The 18,642-nt window shown below is 64.5% G+C and carries 18 protein-coding genes; 11 read left to right on the top strand and 7 right to left on the bottom strand.

What is annotated here, in order from left to right:
• Nucleotides 1–43: 43 nt before the first annotated feature.
• Nucleotides 44–1,030, bottom strand: coding sequence for a YihY/virulence factor BrkB family protein (locus tag AB4Z48_RS00205; RefSeq protein WP_441611804.1), 987 nt, complete (start codon nucleotides 1,028–1,030; stop codon nucleotides 44–46).
• A 43-nt stretch (nucleotides 1,031–1,073) separates the two neighbouring features.
• Nucleotides 1,074–1,238, bottom strand: a complete 165-nt coding sequence (locus AB4Z48_RS00200; RefSeq protein ID WP_441611803.1) for a DUF1328 domain-containing protein — start codon at nucleotides 1,236–1,238, stop codon at nucleotides 1,074–1,076.
• Between the two features lie 198 nt (nucleotides 1,239–1,436).
• Here AB4Z48_RS00200 and AB4Z48_RS00195 point away from each other — a divergent pair, with 198 nt between their 5' ends.
• From AB4Z48_RS00195 to AB4Z48_RS00165, 7 genes are all read left to right on the top strand, one after another.
• On the top strand, nucleotides 1,437–1,586 hold the full coding sequence (locus tag AB4Z48_RS00195; protein WP_441611802.1) for a hypothetical protein: 150 nt from the start codon (nucleotides 1,437–1,439) through the stop codon (nucleotides 1,584–1,586).
• A 682-nt stretch (nucleotides 1,587–2,268) separates the two neighbouring features.
• Complete coding sequence (locus AB4Z48_RS00190; RefSeq protein ID WP_441611801.1) at nucleotides 2,269–2,589, top strand: hypothetical protein; 321 nt, start codon at nucleotides 2,269–2,271, stop codon at nucleotides 2,587–2,589.
• On the top strand, nucleotides 2,586–3,173 hold the full coding sequence (locus tag AB4Z48_RS00185) for a hypothetical protein (RefSeq protein ID WP_441611800.1): 588 nt from the start codon (nucleotides 2,586–2,588) through the stop codon (nucleotides 3,171–3,173). The genes AB4Z48_RS00190 and AB4Z48_RS00185 overlap by 4 nt, the downstream gene beginning before the upstream one ends.
• Before the next feature lie 18 nt (nucleotides 3,174–3,191).
• The gene (locus tag AB4Z48_RS00180; RefSeq protein ID WP_441611799.1) at nucleotides 3,192–3,995 is read left to right on the top strand and encodes a hypothetical protein; all 804 of its coding nucleotides are present in this window, start codon (nucleotides 3,192–3,194) and stop codon (nucleotides 3,993–3,995) included.
• A 104-nt stretch (nucleotides 3,996–4,099) separates the two neighbouring features.
• Nucleotides 4,100–4,792 (top strand): C39 family peptidase, encoded by a 693-nt coding sequence (locus tag AB4Z48_RS00175; protein WP_441611798.1) that lies wholly within the window; start codon nucleotides 4,100–4,102, stop codon nucleotides 4,790–4,792.
• 1 nt (nucleotide 4,793) lies between these two features.
• A complete protein-coding gene (locus AB4Z48_RS00170) occupies nucleotides 4,794–5,576 on the top strand; it encodes a hypothetical protein (protein ID WP_441611797.1) in 783 nt (260 codons plus the stop codon).
• A 61-nt stretch (nucleotides 5,577–5,637) separates the two neighbouring features.
• A complete protein-coding gene (locus AB4Z48_RS00165; RefSeq protein WP_441611796.1) occupies nucleotides 5,638–6,978 on the top strand; it encodes a transporter in 1,341 nt (446 codons plus the stop codon).
• A 67-nt stretch (nucleotides 6,979–7,045) separates the two neighbouring features.
• On the opposite strand, the gene AB4Z48_RS00160 is transcribed toward AB4Z48_RS00165, so the two are convergent.
• From AB4Z48_RS00160 to AB4Z48_RS00150, 3 genes are all read right to left on the bottom strand, one after another.
• Nucleotides 7,046–8,416: a sigma 54-interacting transcriptional regulator gene (locus tag AB4Z48_RS00160; protein ID WP_441611795.1), complete on the bottom strand. Its 1,371-nt coding sequence runs from the start codon at nucleotides 8,414–8,416 to the stop codon at nucleotides 7,046–7,048.
• 125 nt (nucleotides 8,417–8,541) lie between these two features.
• Complete coding sequence (locus AB4Z48_RS00155) at nucleotides 8,542–8,982, bottom strand: hypothetical protein (protein WP_441611794.1); 441 nt, start codon at nucleotides 8,980–8,982, stop codon at nucleotides 8,542–8,544.
• A 638-nt stretch (nucleotides 8,983–9,620) separates the two neighbouring features.
• Nucleotides 9,621–10,970 (bottom strand): NCS2 family permease, encoded by a 1,350-nt coding sequence (locus AB4Z48_RS00150; RefSeq protein WP_441611793.1) that lies wholly within the window; start codon nucleotides 10,968–10,970, stop codon nucleotides 9,621–9,623.
• A 379-nt stretch (nucleotides 10,971–11,349) separates the two neighbouring features.
• Between AB4Z48_RS00150 and AB4Z48_RS00145 the strand changes: the two genes are divergently transcribed.
• Both AB4Z48_RS00145 and AB4Z48_RS00140 read left to right on the top strand, forming a co-directional pair.
• A complete protein-coding gene (locus tag AB4Z48_RS00145) occupies nucleotides 11,350–11,553 on the top strand; it encodes a cold-shock protein (RefSeq protein ID WP_017228340.1) in 204 nt (67 codons plus the stop codon).
• A gap of 1,826 nt (nucleotides 11,554–13,379) precedes the next feature.
• On the top strand, nucleotides 13,380–14,423 hold the full coding sequence (locus AB4Z48_RS00140) for a replication protein RepA (protein ID WP_441612255.1): 1,044 nt from the start codon (nucleotides 13,380–13,382) through the stop codon (nucleotides 14,421–14,423).
• A gap of 241 nt (nucleotides 14,424–14,664) precedes the next feature.
• On the opposite strand, the gene AB4Z48_RS00135 is transcribed toward AB4Z48_RS00140, so the two are convergent.
• The gene (locus tag AB4Z48_RS00135; RefSeq protein WP_006159056.1) at nucleotides 14,665–14,868 is read right to left on the bottom strand and encodes a cold-shock protein; all 204 of its coding nucleotides are present in this window, start codon (nucleotides 14,866–14,868) and stop codon (nucleotides 14,665–14,667) included.
• Between the two features lie 368 nt (nucleotides 14,869–15,236).
• On the opposite strand from AB4Z48_RS00135, the gene AB4Z48_RS00130 reads away from it, so the two are divergent.
• Together AB4Z48_RS00130 and AB4Z48_RS00125 are read left to right on the top strand one after the other, a co-directional pair.
• Nucleotides 15,237–15,896, top strand: coding sequence for an AAA family ATPase (locus tag AB4Z48_RS00130; protein WP_441612254.1), 660 nt, complete (start codon nucleotides 15,237–15,239; stop codon nucleotides 15,894–15,896).
• A gap of 2 nt (nucleotides 15,897–15,898) precedes the next feature.
• The gene (locus tag AB4Z48_RS00125) at nucleotides 15,899–16,912 is read left to right on the top strand and encodes a ParB/RepB/Spo0J family partition protein (RefSeq protein ID WP_441611792.1); all 1,014 of its coding nucleotides are present in this window, start codon (nucleotides 15,899–15,901) and stop codon (nucleotides 16,910–16,912) included.
• A 99-nt stretch (nucleotides 16,913–17,011) separates the two neighbouring features.
• On the opposite strand, the gene AB4Z48_RS00120 is transcribed toward AB4Z48_RS00125, so the two are convergent.
• Nucleotides 17,012–18,616, bottom strand: coding sequence for a phage integrase family protein (locus AB4Z48_RS00120; RefSeq protein WP_441611791.1), 1,605 nt, complete (start codon nucleotides 18,614–18,616; stop codon nucleotides 17,012–17,014).
• Nucleotides 18,617–18,642 lie beyond the last annotated feature (26 nt).

Raw genomic sequence — 18,642 nt, 5'->3', positions numbered from 1 at the left:
CGCCGGGCACTGCGGGCATGCACGAAGGGAATCGGGCGGTATTTTACCGGTTCGCGGGGCCAGCGGCGTGCTGATCGGGTGGCGAGGCGGCGTTTTGCCCCCGCAAGCTGCCGAACTGCAGGGCGTACTGGCGCGTAAGCTCGGCCCCGAAGAAGAAAATTTGCGCCGAGTAGTACACCCATAACATCAGCGCCACCACCGAACCGGCAGCACCGTAGGAGGTCGCCACCGCGCTGTTGCCGAGATAGAGGCCGATCAGCCGCTTTCCCATCGAGAACAGCAGCGCAGTGATGATCGCGCCCATGATCACGTCGCGCCAGGCGATGCGCGCATTGGGCAGCATCTTGAAGATGACCGCGAACAGCAGGGTGACCACGGCGAAGGAAAACGCGGTGGAGAGCACGTCGGCCACCGGCGCGAACCACGACTGTGTCCACATCTGCCCCCAGAAGCGTTCCACCACGGCCAGCGCGGCGTTGACGATCAGCGATACCAGCAGCATGAAGGCAAGCACCAGCACCAGGCTGAACGACAACAGCCGCGCGCGCAGCAATTGCTGCCAGCCCGCGCCTTGCGGCACCGGCGCGGCCCAGATCTCGTCCAGGCTGCCCTTGAGCTCGGCGAAGGCGCTGGTGGCGCCGACGAACAGGATGCCGGTGGCGATGGCAGTGGCCAGGCCGCTGCCACCGGCCCGGTGCGTGGCCGCCAGGATCTGCTGGATGGCGGCCGCGCCCTGCGCGCCGACGAGGTCGTCGATCTGGGCGAAGATCTCGCCACGCGCGGCTTCCGCGCCAAAGAAGATGCCGGCGATGGAAATCACCAGCACCAGGATCGGTGCCATCGAGAACAGCATATAGAACGAGAGCGCCGCGCCTTTGCTGGCGGCGCGATGGGCCAGCCACGAGCGGATCGCGGCCAGCACCACGCTGGCGGTACGCGCGGCGGTGTGGCGGTCCGGCAACCAGTGGCCCGGGCGGGGCCTGGGGGTCTTCGGGTCCAGGGGGCGGCGAGGGGTGTCGGCGGGATTCACGCTGGGGTCCGGAGGTTTGGCGGCGAAAGCTGCACGAGCACGGCTAGCGCTCCTTGCGCAGGCCCCAGATGAGCGAGACCATGAACAGCACGAGGAAGACGATGAACAAGAGCTTGGCGACCTGGGCCGCTCCGGCGGAGACGCCGCCAAAGCCGAACAGCGCGGCGACCACGGCGATCACGAAGAAGAGCGCGGCATAGCGCAACATGATGAGACTCCAGTGAGGCTCTCCCGTTCTTGTTATGCGTCCGAAAGTCCATGATACAGCCGCCTGCGCGCTTTGCCCAAGCCGCGGGCGGGCGGCCAGAGGCTAGACTGGAAGGCGGGCGGCTCGCCGTCGCGCAGGCCGCCGTCCGCCCAGTCTTCCTCCAGCACCGAGGCTGTTTCCCTGTCACAAGGAGGCACCATGAACCGGATCACCACGCGCTGGCTTGGCATCGCTGTCCTGCTGGCGTTCGGCCTGCTCGCCGCCACGGGCTGCGAGCGCAGCCAGCCAGGCCCGAAGCCGATCTCCAGCGAAGCGGCCGCCCAGGCCGGCACCTTGCCGGCACGCTAGGCGGGCCGCACGGCCCGCGCTCCGGCGCATTGCGCGGCGCCTTGATACACCAGCGATTGCGCCCGCCTTCGTGCGTCCGCGCCACGTCCTGCGCCACTTCCTGCGCCCCACTGCAAGCGCGCGGCGTACCCGTTTCTGCGTGAACGTTGCGGCCGCGGTCAGACCAGTTGGCCATGGAATGGCCTGTTACAACGCTGCAACCAAAGCCGGGCGGCCTTCCGGGCCACGCCATGGCAGGCCCGGCGCCTGATGCAGCAAAGCCGTGCAGCCGCTGGCGGGCAGCGCCCGCCAGCCACGGCCGCAAACGCGCGTTTCAGCGCTGCAACCAAAATGTTCCCGCCTCCGCGGGGAACTTCCGCGCGTGGCCGTATACCACCCGAGAGCCGGCGCCAGTGCTGGTTTTGCGGGGATTGGCACGCTTGTCGCTCTCTCACCGGCAGGGAGACATAAAAAAATGACGCGACGAGTCCTACAACGCGGGAGTGAGTTCTGCCATGCGTCAGCCGCCTGCACGAATGACGGCACGAAGGCGCTCTTATCGGCTGGCGCGACCTGCGCCATCGGTCTTGCAGCTTTTGTCGCCGCCTTTGCTCCCATCTGCGCGCTTGCAGAACCAGGCGATATCGTCGTACTGCGCAGCGTCGAGCCGCGCATTGCCTATCGCGGCATACCGTCGGGGGACATGCCGATAGCTGCCGCTGTCGAGCCGTTTCCGTCCAAACGCTTCGAACAATCCGCCGCCGCCGTGGTGAGCGACCTGACCGACAGCGATCTCGCTGCCGCGGTGGGTCGCAGCACCGCCGGCCGCGCCGTGCCTGGCGCCGGCCAGGCCGTGGCCGGCCTGCTCGCCGGCCAGCCAGGCCAGTTGCAGGGCCTGGCCACGGGCAGCGGCACGGCAGGCGCCACGGGCGGTATCGCGGGACAAGTGGCGCAGGCTACCGGAAACATGAGCGGCGCCTTGTTGCGCGGACTGGCGCCGCTTGCTGCAGGAGCCCATCCATGACACGGGCTCCGGTCATCGTCTGCGCCGCGCTGGCGCTGGGTTGCGCGCAGGGCCATGCGCAGGTCCCGGGCGTGGACAGCGCCGGCATCGATCCGGGCGCGCTTGCCGGTGCGAGCGGGCGCGCCGCCGTCAACGTGGCCGCCGGCATCGGCAATGCGCAGACCAACCAGGCCGCGATCGGCACCGGTGCCGCGGAAGTGCTGTCGGTGCAGCGCGCCGCCGCGGTTGCACCCGCGGCCGGTGCCGTCAGCCGCATCGGCAACGGCGCCTTCGCCAGCGGCAGCGGGCTGCTCTCGGCAAACGTGGCCAGCGGCAACGGCAATCTGCAGGGCAATGCGGCGGTACTGGCACCGTCCGCCGCGGTAAGGATCGAGGCCATCTCGGACGGCTTGCTGGCCGCCGAATCGGCCGGAGGGAGTCGCCCGGGTTCAGCGGGCCACGCCTCAGGACCCCGCGAGGCAGTCATCCAGCCGGATGCCTACCGCAACGCGACGGGCCTGGTGCAGCTGAACCAGACGGCCGGATCGGGGAATGTCTCATCCAACGTATTTGTGCTCCGTCCCCCGGCGGGCACTTTTTTCTAAAAAGGGAAGGAGAAAATCATGAAAACGAAAATCCTCGCCATCGCAGCGATGATGGCGCTGTCTACCAGCGCATTTGCAGGTGGATTCAGCTATTTCGATCGCCCCGACGACGCCGACATCTTCAACCAGACTGCCATCAGCAACGACATCTATGTGCGCGGCTTCGGCTTTGCCTGGGGGGATATCAAGTTCAAGTCCGAGTCGGGCGCGGTGGTCAACAGCCAGCAAAGCGCCCGTGACAACAACGTGCGCATGGGCTCGTCCAGCAACACCGCGTTCGGCGGCGGCAACGCGCTCTTCAACGCGCAGGGCAATATCGGCGTGAACATTGCCGCCGGCGCGGGTAACGGCCAGTCCAACCAGGCTGCGCTGGCGAGCATCGATGCATCGGATGTGTTCGCCTCCGCGCAGGTGTTCTCCAGCCAGAAGACCGCCGGCAATGGCGTGCATATGGTCGGCGCGGCCAACAGCGCCACCATGGCGGACAATATGCTCGCCGGGGCCAAGGGCAATGTCGGCGTGAATATCGCTGCCGGCGCCGGCAACCTGCAGAGCAACGCGCTGGCGGCCTCGGTCAATACCGGCAGCGGCTACACCGGCCGGGGCGGGCAACCGGTCGGCGTGCTGGCCAAGGCGACCGCGTCGAACGACCAGGCCACCTACGGCAACGATCTGTCGATGTGCGGCTGCAAGCCGAACAATGCCGCCAACCTCGCCGGCGGCGCCCTGGCCAACGCAGTGGGCAATATCGGCGTCAATATCGCTGCCGGCGCGGGCAACGCGCAGAGCAACGGGCTCGCCATCTCCACGGCGACGCGCTGAGTGGAGCAGTACGCCGCAAGGCACCGCGGTACGCAGTAAAAAGCAGTGGAGGGAGAGCCGGGCACGGGGGGGACCGGCTCATCCAGCCCGAGGGAGGTAGCAAGATGCGCGCGTTATTTCGCGTGGCCGGGGCATGCCTGTTGCTGTCGGCGGCGTTCGGCGCCAGCGGGCAGAGCACGATGACCATCAACCTCGATGGCCAGCCGATGCTCAGGAAGCCGGTCAAGAGCATGCTGGAAATGCGCTATCAGAACATGATGCGCCAGCAGCTCGACTTCAGTTGCGGCGCGGCGGCGGTAGGCACGCTGTTGCGCTACGGTTACGGCCTCGACCTGGCCGAGCCGAAGATCGTGGAAGACATGCTGCGCATCTCGGATGCCGATACCGTCGTCAAAAACGGTTTCTCCATGCTCGACATGCGCAACTACGTGGAGACGCTGGGGCTGCGCGGACGGGGCTTCCGCGTGGACTACAGCGCGCTGCGGCAACTCAAGATCCCGGTCATCACCTTGCTCGACGTCAACGGCTACCTGCACTTCGTGGTGGTACGCAGGGCGATCGACGGACGCGTGTTCGTTGCCGATCCGGCGCTTGGCAACCGCATCATCAAGGAAGAAGATTTCGCGGCCAACTGGAACGGGCTGGTGTTCGCCATCGTCGGCCGGCCGTTCGATCCGAACTCGCCGCTGCTGGACTTCGCCGCGCCGGCCCTGCGCGACCGGACCAACGCCRCCCTGGCCGGGGGGATGGTGCCGGCGGCGCTGGATTTCGGCCTGATCCGGATGGATTACTTCTGACATGGACACCGCGCTGCGCCTCTTCTGCCTGACTTGCTCCGCCGGCATGGCGATGGCCGCGGCGCCGACGCGCGCGGCTTCGGCCGCCGACGACGTCGGCGACATCGTCGGCGCGCCGGTGATGGCCGAGCTGGTGTCCGACGAGGAACTGGCGGGCGTGCGCGGCAAATACCTCGGGGCCAGCCTGGTCAGCGGCTTCATGGTGGAGATGGTGTCGCGCTGGCAGAACGACAACGCGGTCGCCACGGCAACTGCGCGCGTGGCGGCGGCCAACCTGGCGGCGGGCGCGGCCGTGGCGCAGGCCAGCGCGAGCCTGTCGGCACGCGTGCAAAGCCTGGCGGGCGGCACGGTGCAAGGCAATGGCGGCGTGGCCAGCTCCGCGGTGCAGGCGGCGGGGGTCGGGCAGGTGACGCAGATCGCGGGCGATGGCAATTCGGTCAGCAACGTCAGCACCATCACCACGCAGACCACGCCCATCGTCGCGCAGTCGCCTGCGGCTGGCAACGGTACCCTGCCGCAGCAGGCGCAGGCCAACGGCATGACGGCCAGCGCCACGGTCAACCCTGGCGGCGGGATATCGGTGGCGATCCAGTCGGCGGCGGGGAGCGCCACCCAGAACGCGCAAAGCGGCAGCCTGATGCAGACCGCGCGCATCACGGGCGACGCGCAACAGGTGCTCAACCTCACCAATATCACGCTGCAGGTGCAGCAATTGACGATCCGGCAACTGACGCAATCCAGCATGCGCGACGCACTAGCGGCAATCGCATCGATGCGACGATAATCGCTGCATGCCTAGGGCTGGCGCACCCGCTTCACGCGCATTCAGATTTCCGGGGGGAAAGATGAAGACCGAATTCGCTGTGCTGGGTACCGTCGCGGGTACCCTGCTCTCCGCGGCTGCGTACGCGCAGGTTGGCGCCCGGCAGCCGAGCGCGGACGAGCGGATCGAACGACTGACAGAACTGGTCGAGAAACAGGAACAGACCATCAAGGCTCTCGAGCAGCGCCTGAACGACCTGGAAATGGTCGGGGCGCGCGGGCGAGGGGTAGCGGGGGGAACGGGGAGCAGTGCCGACGGGAACGCCAGCAGCGCCATGGCCGCTGCCGGTGTTCCCTCCTTGGCACAGGAGGCGACTCCATCCACGTCCGCGGGCGGCACCGCAATCGGCGCAAGCGGCACGAGCGCGCAGGTGGTGGGCTCCGATGCGCGCGAGACGCAGCAGCAGGCGCGCGTACAAAGCAAGGACCTGGTCTACCAGACCGAGCATGCGCCTTTGTTCGAGCGGCGCCTGACCATCGACAGYGGTTTCGTCTACAGCTATTACGACCGGCGAGCGCTGTCGCTGTCAGGCTTTCTCGCGCTCGATGCGATCTTCCTCGGCACCATCAACCTGAACCAGACCAAGTCGCACACGCTCACCTACGACACCATCGCGCGCTACGGCCTGACCGACCGCCTGTCGATGGATTTCGACGTGCCGGTGACCTACCGCAGTACCAACTTCATCTCGGGCGGCGCGGGGGGCTCGGCCTCGAGCCTGTCGGACGCCACGCTCAGCACCACCGCGCTGGCCGACGTCAGCATGGGCGTGTACTACCAGTTCCTGCGCGAGAGCGGCGCGGCGCCGGACGTGGTGGGCAGCGTGCGCGTGCGCGCGCCAACCGGGCGCACACCGTTCGGCATCAAGCTGGTGTCGGCCGACCGGAACAACAACAACCTCAATATCGCCGACCAGTTGCCCACGGGCAACGGCGTGTGGGCGGTCACCGCCGGCCTGTCGGTGCTCAAGACCTACGACCCGGTGGTGCTGTTCGCCAATGCGAGCTACACCTACAACATCAAGCGCTCGGTGAGCGATATCTCGTCGGTGCAGGGCCAGGTCACGCCGGCCGACGTGAAGCTGGGCGACACCATCGGCTTCGGCGGCGGCCTGGCGCTCGCGCTCAACGACCGCACGTCGATGTCGCTGGCGTTCAATGCGGCCTTCTCGGGCAGCACGCAGGTCACCACGTCGGGCGTGACGCAGACCGTGATCGGCAGCCGCGCCAATGTGGCGACGATGACGTTCGGCTTCAACCACGTCATCACCAAGGGCCTGTCGGTCAGCACCGCGTTCGGCATCGGCCTGACGCCGGACGCGCCGAACTACACGGTGTCGCTGCGCTTTCCCTATACGTTCTAGGGGGTGCCGGGGAGCGGATAAGAAAAGCGGGCCGCAGCCCGCTTTTTTCAATGCCGCCTGACGAGCGCTATTCGCCTGCTCCCGGGCGCGCCTCGATGCGGATATTGTGCTTGTGCATCAGCCGGTAGAGCGTGACCCGCGACACGTTGAGCTCGCGCGCGGCCGGTACCACGTGGAAGCCGTGACTGGCCATCACGGTGCGGATCGCCTCGCGCTCGGCTTCCTCGCGGATGGCATCCAGCGTCTTGCGCGGGGCATCCGTGCCGCCGTGCAGCTGCAGGTCTTCCGCGGTGATCTTGCGGTTGTCCGTCATCACGATGGCGCGTCGCACCCGGTTGATCAGCTCGCGCACATTGCCCGGCCATTCGTACTGCATCATCGCCTGCGTGGAACATGGCGAGAAGCCACGGATACGCCGGTGCGCCTCGTGTCCATGCTCGGCGAGCACGGCGTTGGCCAGCAGCAGGATGTCCTCGCCGCGCTCGCGCAGGGGCGGGATCGACAAGGTCAGCACGCATAGCCGGTGGAACAGGTCGGAACGGAAGCGTCCGTCCGACTGCGCGGCGACCAGGTCCACGTGCGTGGCCGAGATGATGCGCAGGTCCAACGGAATCGACTGGTGGCCCCCGAGCCGGGTGATGGTGCCTTGCTGAAGGAAGCGCAGCAGGGCAACCTGGCTTTCCAGCGGGAGGTCGCCGATCTCATCGAGAAACAGCGTGCCGCCCTGGGCCTGCTCGATCCAGCCGATCTTGCGCTGGTTGGCGCCAGTGAAGGCGCCTTTCTCGTAGCCGAACAGCTCGGATTGCACGAGGTGCGGCGGGATCGCGCCGCAGTTGATCGCCACGAACGGGCCCTTGCGCCGGCTCGACGCCTCGTGCACGGCTTGCGCGGCGAGCTCCTTGCCGGTGCCCGATTCGCCCGAGATAAAGACGGGCGCCTCGTTGTGCGCCACCTTGGCCAGCGAGCGGAACATGGCGCGCATGGCCGCGCACTCGCCGATCATCGGGCCGTGGCCGATCAGTTCGTGGCTGCGCGCGCCGTGCAGGCAGGCCATGCCGTGGGCGTGCTTGAGGGTGTAAAGCAGTTCGCTGAACGAGAACGGCGTGCGCACATAATCGACGCAGTAATCGCGGATCAGCCGGCGCACGCGCTCGTCTTCGAGCATGCGCGACGAGGTGATCGCCACCCACATCACGTGCAGGTACTGCAGGCTTTGCTCGAGCTGCGCCAGCTCGGCATCGCTGTACTCGTTCTCGAGGTCGAGCACGCCTGCCATCGGCGCGCTGCCTCGTACCACGCGGCTCAGGTCGCGGATCTGCTGGATATGGCGAATCTCCCAGCCAGACCCGAACTGGGCCGGATCGAATCCATAGGGTTCGTGGCGCGACACGACCAGCACCTGTGCGGTGCGTGTCGCCACCTTGCACAGTCGGTCCATAGCGTTCTCCCTGCCGTTGAGCATCTTGATGATTCCGGCTTGCACCGCGGCCTCGCTTCGATGCGGGCCATGGGTGCGGTCGAGCTGAGCCGGTTGGGGGGCTTCCCCCATGCGCAACGTCGGCATTACGGCTTGGACAGACTGCGGGACTGCTCACCGAGAATGGCGGCATGCTCGCCACCGGCCTGGAGCTGATCGCGGATGCGTCGGCGCACCAGGTCTTTCTCGCGCAGCAATTCGCTGCGGGGCGCGTCGGGAGACTGGCCGGAGTATCGGTAGTAGAGCGTCTTGTAGGTGAGCTGGCTGAGAATCCATTCCTGCAGCAGGCTGCGCTGGCGCGAAAGTTCACCTTCGAGCGAGCGCTGGCGTTGCAGCAGTTGTTCGATCGCTGCGCGAGCATGTGCCGGCAGCATGCGGTCCTGGCTCAGGAAGTCTTCGACGACGCTGGCGGCCGGATTGGCGTCTCCGGTGCTACGGTGTCGGCGTGGCGTCTCGGCTGCGGCTTCTCCCAAAGCCGTCCAGGCGCGATGAATGGAAAGGCTGGCGGACTCGCTGATGGTTCCCATGGCGGGTCGCCGGATTTCTCCTGCATTCATGATGTGATCCCCGTTGAACAACACCCCCGGCACTACACGTTCGCGATTACCACTTATCGTTGATGTTCTTATTTGCTTTCTTGTGGGGCGGGCGTGTATCCGCGCGCTCCCTTCCGTGGTGGCGAAGCCATCTGGACGATGGTCTGGTCGGTCAGTCCTTGGCCGTTCTGCGGGCGTGGGACTTTTGTTTCCGTCGTTATGTCTGGTGTTGCTTTGCGCCAGCCGGCGCAAACTCCGGAACGCCGGAGTCAAGAAGGGGCGCCCTCGAAGCGCCCCGCAATTTGCCACGCCTCTAGTTCAGTGCATTTAGGTCAGTTTGTCCAGCCCTCAGTATGGGGGCTCAACCCAATATCATCCTTTAGTATGAGCACCTTGCTACACACGACTTGGCATTGCAGGTAATTATCCACTTACATCGTACGCAGAAACGGGTACGCGCTTCCGTTTCCTGACGAACACGGGCGGGGTTGGCCAGGCCCGCAGAAACGGGTACGGTCGCCGCGCCCGGGGCCACGGCGGCACGCGCGCGAAGCGACGCAGAAACGGGTACGCACGGGCTCGTGCGCGGAGCGCCGTGCCCGCGGCTGGCGGGCACGGCAGCCACGGGATCAGTGGCCGGGAAGGTAGTAGAACTTGAAGACGAACACGGCCGCGATGATCCATACCATGACCGGAACGCGCCTGGCCTGGCCCGTCAGCAGCTTGAGCCCGGCATAGGTGATGAAGCCAAACGCCACGCCGTTGGCAACGGAGTAGGTAAAGGGCATGCCCAGCGCGGTCAGCACGGCCGGCACGACTTCGGTGGCGTCGGTCCAGTCGAGATCCACCAGCTCGCGCAGCATCAGGCAGGAGACATAAAGCAGCGCGGGCGCGGTCGCGTAGCCGGGCACGGTGCCGGCGAGCGGCGCGATGAACAGGCAGGCGAGGAACAGCACCGCCACGGTCACCGCCGTCAGTCCGGTGCGGCCGCCGGCCTGGACGCCCGAGGCGCTCTCGATATAGGCCGTGGTGGACGAGGTGCCCAGGAACGAGCCGGCCATGATGGCCGTGCTGTCGGCCATCAGCGCCTTGTTCAGACGGTCCATCTTGCCGGCCTTGAGCAGGCCGGCGCGATTGGCCACGCCCATCAGTGTCCCGGTGGCATCGAACAGCTCGACCAGGAAGAACACCAATACCACGTTGATGATGCCGATCGAGAGCGCGGCGGGAATATCCAGCTTGAGCAGGGTCGGGGCGATGGAAGGCGGCGCGGAAAATACGCCATGGAAGGTGTTGTCGCCCGCCACGAAGCTGAGGATGGTCGTCAGCAGGATACCGATCAGGATGGCGCCTTTGACCTTGAGGTGATCGAGCGCGACGATGGCGAAGAAGCCGACGATGGCCAGGATGGCGGGAGTCTGGTGAAGATCTCCGATGGTGACCAGGGTGGCGGGGCTGGCCGTGACGATGCCGGCGTTCTTCAGCGCCACGATGGCAAGGAAGAGCCCGATGCCCGCGGTAATGGCGATGCGGATCGAATGCGGGATGCCGTTGACGATCAGCTCGCGCACACGGAACAGGGTCACCAGCAGGAACAGACAGCCGGAGATGAATACCGCGCCAAGCGCGGCCTCCCACGGAAAACCCATGCCCTTGACCACGGTGTAGGCAAAGTAGGCATTCAGCCCCATCCCCGGCGCCATGGCGATCGGATAGTTGGCGTAGAAGCCCATGATCAGGGTGCCGATCGCCGCCGCCACGCAGGTGGCCACGAACACCGCGTCCTTCGGCATGCCGGCGTCACTGAGGATGCTCGGGTTGACGAAGATGATATAGGCCATCGTCAGGAAGGTCGTCAGGCCGGCAAGCAACTCGGTGCGCACGTCGGTCTGATGCTCGCTCAGCTTGAACACGCGCTCGACGAGCGAAGGGCCGGCAGACGCCGCCGGGGGATTGCGCAAGGGATCCTGCGTTGGCATGGAGGTTCCTCTTATTCTGTTGTGATGCGTATGTTTCAAAGGGGTTCGCGCCCCGGCGGGCCCAGCCCGGGCCGGGCGTAATGTCTTACAGATTCTCCCCTGCGGCAGAGCCGGTGGAGAATGTGTGGCATACGAAATATGTGATGATCCCGCGATGCTTGGCGGTGGATCCGGACAGACATCCAGAATCACCCTACCTTGACGCTGGCGCTAATCCACCGTATAAACCCCGCTAGATTCAAGCGACGAGGCAACAGCACATTCGTTAGCCACCGTCATGGTACTTCCGTTGTCCATGGTGTCCTTTCCTTGAGTTGCTTTGCTGGATATGCGTGAGCTATCCGTTTCTTTTTAAATTTTTGTCAGGAAAAGCAATACCATGCAAACCGGTATCGTTAAATGGTTCAACGACGCCAAGGGCTTCGGTTTCATCAAGCCGGACGCAGGCGGTGACGATCTCTTCGCGCACTTCTCTGAAATCCGCGCCGACGGTTTCAAGTCGCTGCAGGAAAACCAACGCGTGTCGTTCGAAGTCAAGAACGGCCCGAAGGGCCTGCAAGCTGCGAACATCACGCCGCTGTAAGCAGTAAGACTGGCACCCCTCCTGGGGTGCGCCCAGTCAAGAAAACCCCGCCTCTCGAGGCGGGGTTTTTTTTTCGTCCTGCCGGGGCCCGCAAGCGGACGGTGGCGACATGCCCGCGGCCTGCGCCCCGTCGACCCGCCTCGCTACGCCCGAAAGCAGCCGCACCGCTTGTCCAGCCACGCCTGAGCCCTTAGCCACCGGAAGACACGCCGGGCCCGCAGAAATGGGTACGCACAGGCCAGGCGAGCCATGTCTTCGGCGAGATGACAAGCGCGCAGAAACGGGTACGCTTTGGCCGCACCGGCCGGGCCACGCACGCCCGGGCTTCGGGCGCAGCGCCTTTTGAACGTCCGCAGAAACGGGTACGCTGAGCTTGAAATCGACACGCAGCCAGGGCCTGGACTGAGCCGTCCAGGCCCTGGTTCGCTCCACACCGCAGCCATATTGCAGCGCAGAAACGGGTACGCTTTGCTCTGCCTGGCGCGCACCGAATACGCCTGCGGCCTCCTGACCGCATCCAAGATCGCCCTGCTGATGTATTGGTGCAACGCAGAAACGGGTACGCCTCACGCAATTCCCCGCCAGCTGGGCGCCTGGCCCGTACGCAGAAACGGGTACGCTGCCGCCCGTTTTCGGGCGAATTTACCGCTCGCATCGACCCCGCGAGCCATCCTCAAGCCTGATGGCCGGCCGCACGGCTGGCCGGTTTCCTGTCGCGACAACGAATCCCCTGCTCCACGCAGAATCGGGTACGCCCCGCTAAGCGCGTAGTCCGGCGCCCGCCTCGCAGAAACGGGTACGCCACTCGCTTGTATATCCCTGATCGCTGACCACCCCTCATCACCAGCATCTCCAGCGTCCCGCAGAAACGGGTACGCCGACGTATACCCTTTGGCAGCCTGGATAATTCCGAGTGCAAGCGCTCGCTTTTACTGAGAACCTTGTGTATAATAGAGGTGAAATTTCCGGCTTGAATTTCAGGGCGTCAGATACACGCAGAAACGGGTACGCCCAGCGCCGAATGATCGCCTTGCGGTGACGCAGAAACGGGTACGCTTCGGAGTTCGGAGCGGCCCTGGTGGATGTTTCGCAGAATTGGGTACGCCGCAGAAACGGGTACGCTGGCACGACCGAAACCGGGCTTCGAAGTGCTCACGCAGAATTGGGTACGCATTTGGAACGCCGCCGCCCCGATTGACGCAGAATTGGGTACGGTGCGGGGTGAAAAGGGCAGTCGGGGAGTGGGATGCGTACCCGTTTCTGCGGGGATAACTCCGGTACGACCCCTTGTTTACCTCGGCACGGAGCGTATACCGCACTTGACCCGCAGAAACGGGTACGCTTTGGCGCGGTCCGGCTGTGGAAAAGCCTGTGAGAACAGGGAGTTATCCCCGCAGAATCCGGTTCGCGCTTTACGCTGAAACGGGTTCGGTATACCGCAGAATCTGGTACAGCACTTCGCAGAATCGAGTACGGTTTCACGCAGAATCGGGTTCGGAAGGGGGCTTTTTCCGTATACGAATCAGTGGCTTGGGGGCTACGTATACGGTTTACGAGTAGTTAACCCATACGCTTATCGTTTACTGGTAGCTCAGTGCTGGCCTTCCGTGGACAACCCTGCCGGGTTGCCCACCGCAGACCACCCTGCTACCAGTCATGAGACCCACCTGACCCAAAACCCGCGGCAGGACAGGAAATTCGCCTACCGAACCTGTTTCTGCGTGACAAGGCGGTTTGCTTCGCGTAAAAAGTCGTGTATTCCGAAGCCCGCCAATATGCCCATCAAACGCACCCAGACCATCCTGGGATCTCACGATCCGGCCAACATGGACCGTGAGCCGTCCCGCATCATCGTTCCCGGCGACGAGAACAGTCTGGTTCCGTCCGAGAAATTCCAGCGCCTGTTCGACGAAGCCCAGGCCATGGAACGGGAAGATGCATGGCAAAGTGGCGAAGTCGGCTTCCTTAGCCGCGCCAGCGTACAAGTGACCCTGCCTTATCGGGCGCCGAAAGGTGCGCCGCCGGTGTGGACACGGACCAGCGGGAATATTTCCCTGATGATCCAGCCTGGTTACTTCACGCAGCAGCGATCCGAGAAGGCGAGCAACGGTCGCCAGAAACTGGTGTCCGAGACGGTGTCGCTCGGCTATCCCTACGGGTCTTACCCGCGCCTGATGCTTGCCTGGATTGGCAAGGAAATCATGGCCAAGAAGAAGCGAGGGGAGTTTACGGGCACGGTCGAGGATCGCCGCATTTCGCTGGGCAACTCGCTTTCCGAATTCATGTACAACCTGGGCATCCCGATGGCCACGGGTGGCAAGCGCGGCACCATGACCCTGGTGCGCCAGCAGATGATCCGTCTGTTCTCCGCCACCATTGCGATCGTCCAGAACAMGTCCACGCCGAGCCAGAACCAGAACCCAAATCACGAACCGCTGTCCATTGACCGGGTCGGGTACCTGCTGGCAGATCAGTTGTCGACCTGGTGGGATCCGATGCAGCCCGGGCAGGGCTCGATGTTCGAGAGTTTCGTGGTGCTGTCCGAGCCCTTCTTCAACGAGCTGGTTAACCGGCCTGTGCCAGTGGACATGCGGGCGCTGAAGGCGCTCAAGCAGTCGCCTTTTGCGCTCGATGTTTACTCCTGGCTGACGTATCGTTTCTTCACCATCCAGCGCCGCACCGAGATCCCATGGGAAGCGCTGCAGATGCAGTTCGGCACCGAGACGGAAAGCGAGCGCAAGTTCCGCGCACTGTTCCGCAAGGCACTCAAGGATGTGCTGGTGGTGTATCCGGGTGCCAAGGTGGATGCAGACTCGTCCAAGGCACTGATCCTGCAGCCCTCGCGCACCAGCGTTCGCAAGCTGGCCTGAGATCCGGCTTGTCGCACGATCCGCCCGCTGGCTAGCCCAGCGGGTTTTTGCTTTCAGGACAGTGCGCGCGGCATGCGTTACCGGGCTCCTTGCCGTCCGGGAACGATGTGGGCGTCTTGCCTCGCTTGGGATTGCAGAAAAGACAAAAGGCAAGCGTGGAACGCTTGCCTTTTGCTTTGCTGGCCGGACCGGGACCGATGGGGTCCCGGCTCGGCCGGCGAGTTCGGCGTGATTCGTGAGATCAGGCCGGCTTGATGGCGGATGCCTGCAAGCCCTTCGGACCCTGCTTCACTTCGAACGTGACGCGCTGACCATCCTTGAGCGTCTTGAAACCCGAACCCTGGATTTCGGAGAAGTGCGCGAACAGATCCGCACCGCCGTCGTCCGGGGTAATGAAGCCAAAGCCTTTGGTCTCATTGAACCATTTGACCGTACCGGTTGCCATGTGAATTTCCTTTCGAAGCAAGTTCTTGTACACAACGCAAACAACGCTAACAACCGCTCAAGCACGCTAAATTCTCGTAGTTACCGAACGGATGCGACGAGGTTGACACGACTTGACTCGACTGTAGCGGGCATCATAACCAGTTTGTCTAGTTGTGTCATGTGCGGCGAAAGACGCACTATGCCTACTGTAGGCGGATTCCATGCCGCATTTCAAGCGAAAATCTTTCATTTCCATAACACGAAATGTTTTCGCTAATTTTATGTAAAAAATATAAAATCAAAAAACAGTTGAGCCCGCACGTCACTTTGACTAAAGTTGCGCCTAGAGATAATCGTGCGCTTTCAGCGCTGAAAGAGAGGTCGCAAGTGCCAGCTAAAATCATCACGGTCTTCAATCAAAAGGGCGGGTGCGGAAAGACCACGGTCAGCATGCATCTCGCCGGCACGCTTGGCCTGCGCGGTGCACGCTCCATGCTCGTGGATATGGACGAGCAGGGCACCGCGACGCGCTGGGCGGCACAGGCCAGCGATGAACGTCCTTTTCCCGCTTCAGTGATCGGTCTGGCGCCTTCGGGGGGCGCAATGCACAGGGAGGTCCGCAAGTTCGTCCAGGACTATGACTACATCGTGGTGGATTGCCCGCCGGCGGTGCATTCGGCCGCGCCGTCGAGTGCCTTGCTGATTTCGGATCTGGCCATCATTCCCGTAGTGCCCTCCCCGCCGGACCTCTGGGCGGCAGTGGCCGCCAAGACGCTGGCCCAGCACGCGCAGGTACAGAACGAAACCCTGCGGATTCGGGTAATGGCAAACATGGTGCAGCGGCGCGTCTCGATTGCGCGGCAGGCGATCGAGATCCTCGGCGATGACGCGGAGGTTCCGCTGATGAATGCAATGATCGGCTCGCGCTCGGCATTCCGCGAATGTCAGGCGATTGGCTGCACGGTGCATGGTGTGGTTGGAGCACGCGAGTCGGTGCAGGAAGTCGACATGATGGTCGACGAGGTATTGTCTTTGATTGAGCAATAAGAATGGCTACAAAACTGAAGAGCCTGAAGGCGGGCATGCTGGCGGGGATGGCTGCCGAGAAAACACGCGGCGATGCCCTCGACCGCTTTGCGCGCGCCGAAGCCGCGATTTCCCAGCACCCGAACGGATTGCTCCAGGCACGCTCGCGCGAACCGAGCCCGATTTTCAGCGCTGAAAGTGAGCCGGAGGAGGAGGGCGGACGCATCCTGATGAAGGTCCCGCTGGCGCAACTCCACGACAATCCGTTTAATGCCCGTCGTATCTACGACCCGGTCGTGGTCCAGGAGCGGGCGGCATCCATCGCCACGCACGGGCAGAAAACGCCAGGCCTGGCCACGCCCGATCCGGCGCGCCCGGGGCATTACATCCTGGTCGATGGACACTACCGCAAACGCGCGCTGGCCTCGGCGGGCAAGCTCGAGATGGAATGCTTCATCGAGAGCGACCTCAGCGATCTCGACTTCTACCGCCTTTCCTTTCTGCTCAACGAGCAGCGCTCCGACCAGTCGGCGCTGGATAACGCCATCGCCTGGCGCCAGCTGCTGGATGAAGGGAAAGTCCAGAAAGAGGAAGATATATGTGAATTGACGGGTATGTCCGCGGGCACCGTCAACAAGACACTGGCACTGCTGCGCCTGCCGGAATCCGTGCTGGGCGTCATGCGTGAACGGCCCGCTGCCATCGGCATCGCCACCGGCTACGAACTGACGCTCTACTGCAAGATCGTTGGCGAGGACCGGACCCGTGACCTCGCCGCGCGCATCATGGTGGAGGGCTTGTCGAGCCGGGAAGTCGAGGCCATCCGCAAGCATGCCCAGGAAGGCAAGTCGCGCAAGGTCAAGGAGATCAGCCGCCAATACAAGATTCGCAGCGACGGCGGCCAGTTACTGGGCACCATAAAGGAGTGGGATTCCGGCCGCGTGATGCTCGACGTGCAGGTCGGCGACAGCGCGACGCGCGAAGCCCTTGTCGATGCACTCAAGGTACGTTTCGGCCTCGACAAGAAGGCGGGCTGACAACACGAACCACGGCGGCCAGCAACGCGCGCTCAGCCTGGCCGTCCGCCTTGCAAGCCAGGACGCGGCGTCCCGTGCGGCGCCGCCCACCGCATTCACTCACTCAGGCGCGGTAGCTTCACCAGAAGGTTGGGGCCGCATCCGCGTCCTCCGTCCGGCAAGATCGCGCGGCGAGCGCGCCGCGAATTCCCCATCCACCTCCGCCCGATAACGCTCGATCGCCTGGCTCAGCAGCGCATGCAGTCCGCGCACCGAGTATCCGGCGCCCGGCGAGCTATCGGCCTTGCGCTGTGCGCGCCCGGTAGGCGGCAAGCGTGGCGGCCCGACCAGGGCCACGGGTCGCCCGGCCTGGCCCTCCCAGTCCAGCCCCCGGTCTTGCCAGTGTCGTGCCAGCGCCGCGCGGGCCGGATCGTCCAGACCCTCCTGCGCAAAATCTCCGTCGGACTCTCCAAGCGTACCAAGCTGCTCGCGTTTGAATTCGGCCAGATCGGAGAATCCGATCGGCAACGCCTGCAATACGCGCACGGCAGCCTCGGCGGCTCGATAGCGCCGGCCATCCTCGGCCTGCCCCTGCGTTGTCAGCCATGCGAGGAAGCGTGCCAGCGAATCCCGATCGAACTGTGTTCCCGGCGGTCGCCGGGCGGCGCGCGGCAACCGCAATTGCGCCTGTGTTTCCGCTTGCCAGACATGCGATGCCACATGGCCCTGCAGTTGCAGCCATTCGAACAACGCGCCCAGGATGCGCGAGGCATGCAGAACACTGCTATCCGATAGCGGGCCGGTAAACGGCCGCCATGCGACCGAATCCCTCGGCGCGCGCGGACCCACCCAGAGGCGCTCGGGCACAGGCTTGCGCAAGAAGGCAAGGTAATCGAGCCTGTCCTGGCCATCCAGCATAGCCAGCGTCTTGCGGCGCTCCGTGACCGACCAGAGCAGGAGACGCTCGGCTTCCTTCCGATATGCCAGCCAGGTACTCTGCTGCGCTTCATTTGCCGCGAGCCAAGCTCTCACCGCGGACAGATCTTCCGGAAAAGATGCCTTTGCGTCACTTGATGCGCCGGGCGTTATCTCTGGACACCGCATCAGTTCGAATGGCACGAGCTGCCGCAGGCCCGGTGCCAGCACGGCCTCGCCCAGGCGGCCGCGCGCGCCCACGTGTTCGCGCAGCAGCGGCGCACCATGCTCGTCCCGGACGATATCCCTGTGCTCCGCCAGCCAGCGATTGATGGCCCCACCGGCAAGCGAGCCAATGCGCGGCACGGAGCGCCACCATGCGTTGCCATGCCGGTTGGCAAGTTCGACCAGGATATGCAGGTTGGATATTTTCTGGGCGCGCAGCCGCCGCGCCAGCGCAGGAGAAAACCACAGCTCGATGCCATGGTCGGCGCGCGGGCGCGCCGTACCCAGGCGCTCGAGCTCGGCCAGCGCCTCCACGCGGCGGTCCATGCCGCGATTGGAGCGTCCTGGACCCATTTCCAGCAATTCGGCCAGATCCGGCCTGCTATGCAGGTGGGCGAGCTGCACCATCCGGTCGCGCAAGCCCAGCAATACGCGCAGCGCGGACTCCCCGCCGGGATCGTCATCGGCGTCGTCGGATAGATAGCGATCGGCCACCATCGCCGCAGGCATGCCCTGGACGTAGGCGCGTACCGCGGCAAACTGGCTGCGTGTGAGTGTCAGACTGGGTGTTTTAGCGGGCTGCATCGCACGGCCCGATTGTGATGCTAAGG

It is taken from the genome of Cupriavidus sp. 2TAF22 (genome assembly GCF_052115045.1).
Taxonomy (GTDB): Bacteria; Pseudomonadota; Gammaproteobacteria; order Burkholderiales; family Burkholderiaceae; genus Cupriavidus.
The sequence above is the reverse complement of the archived record's forward strand: the minus strand, read 5'-3'. Positions and strand labels throughout refer to the sequence as shown.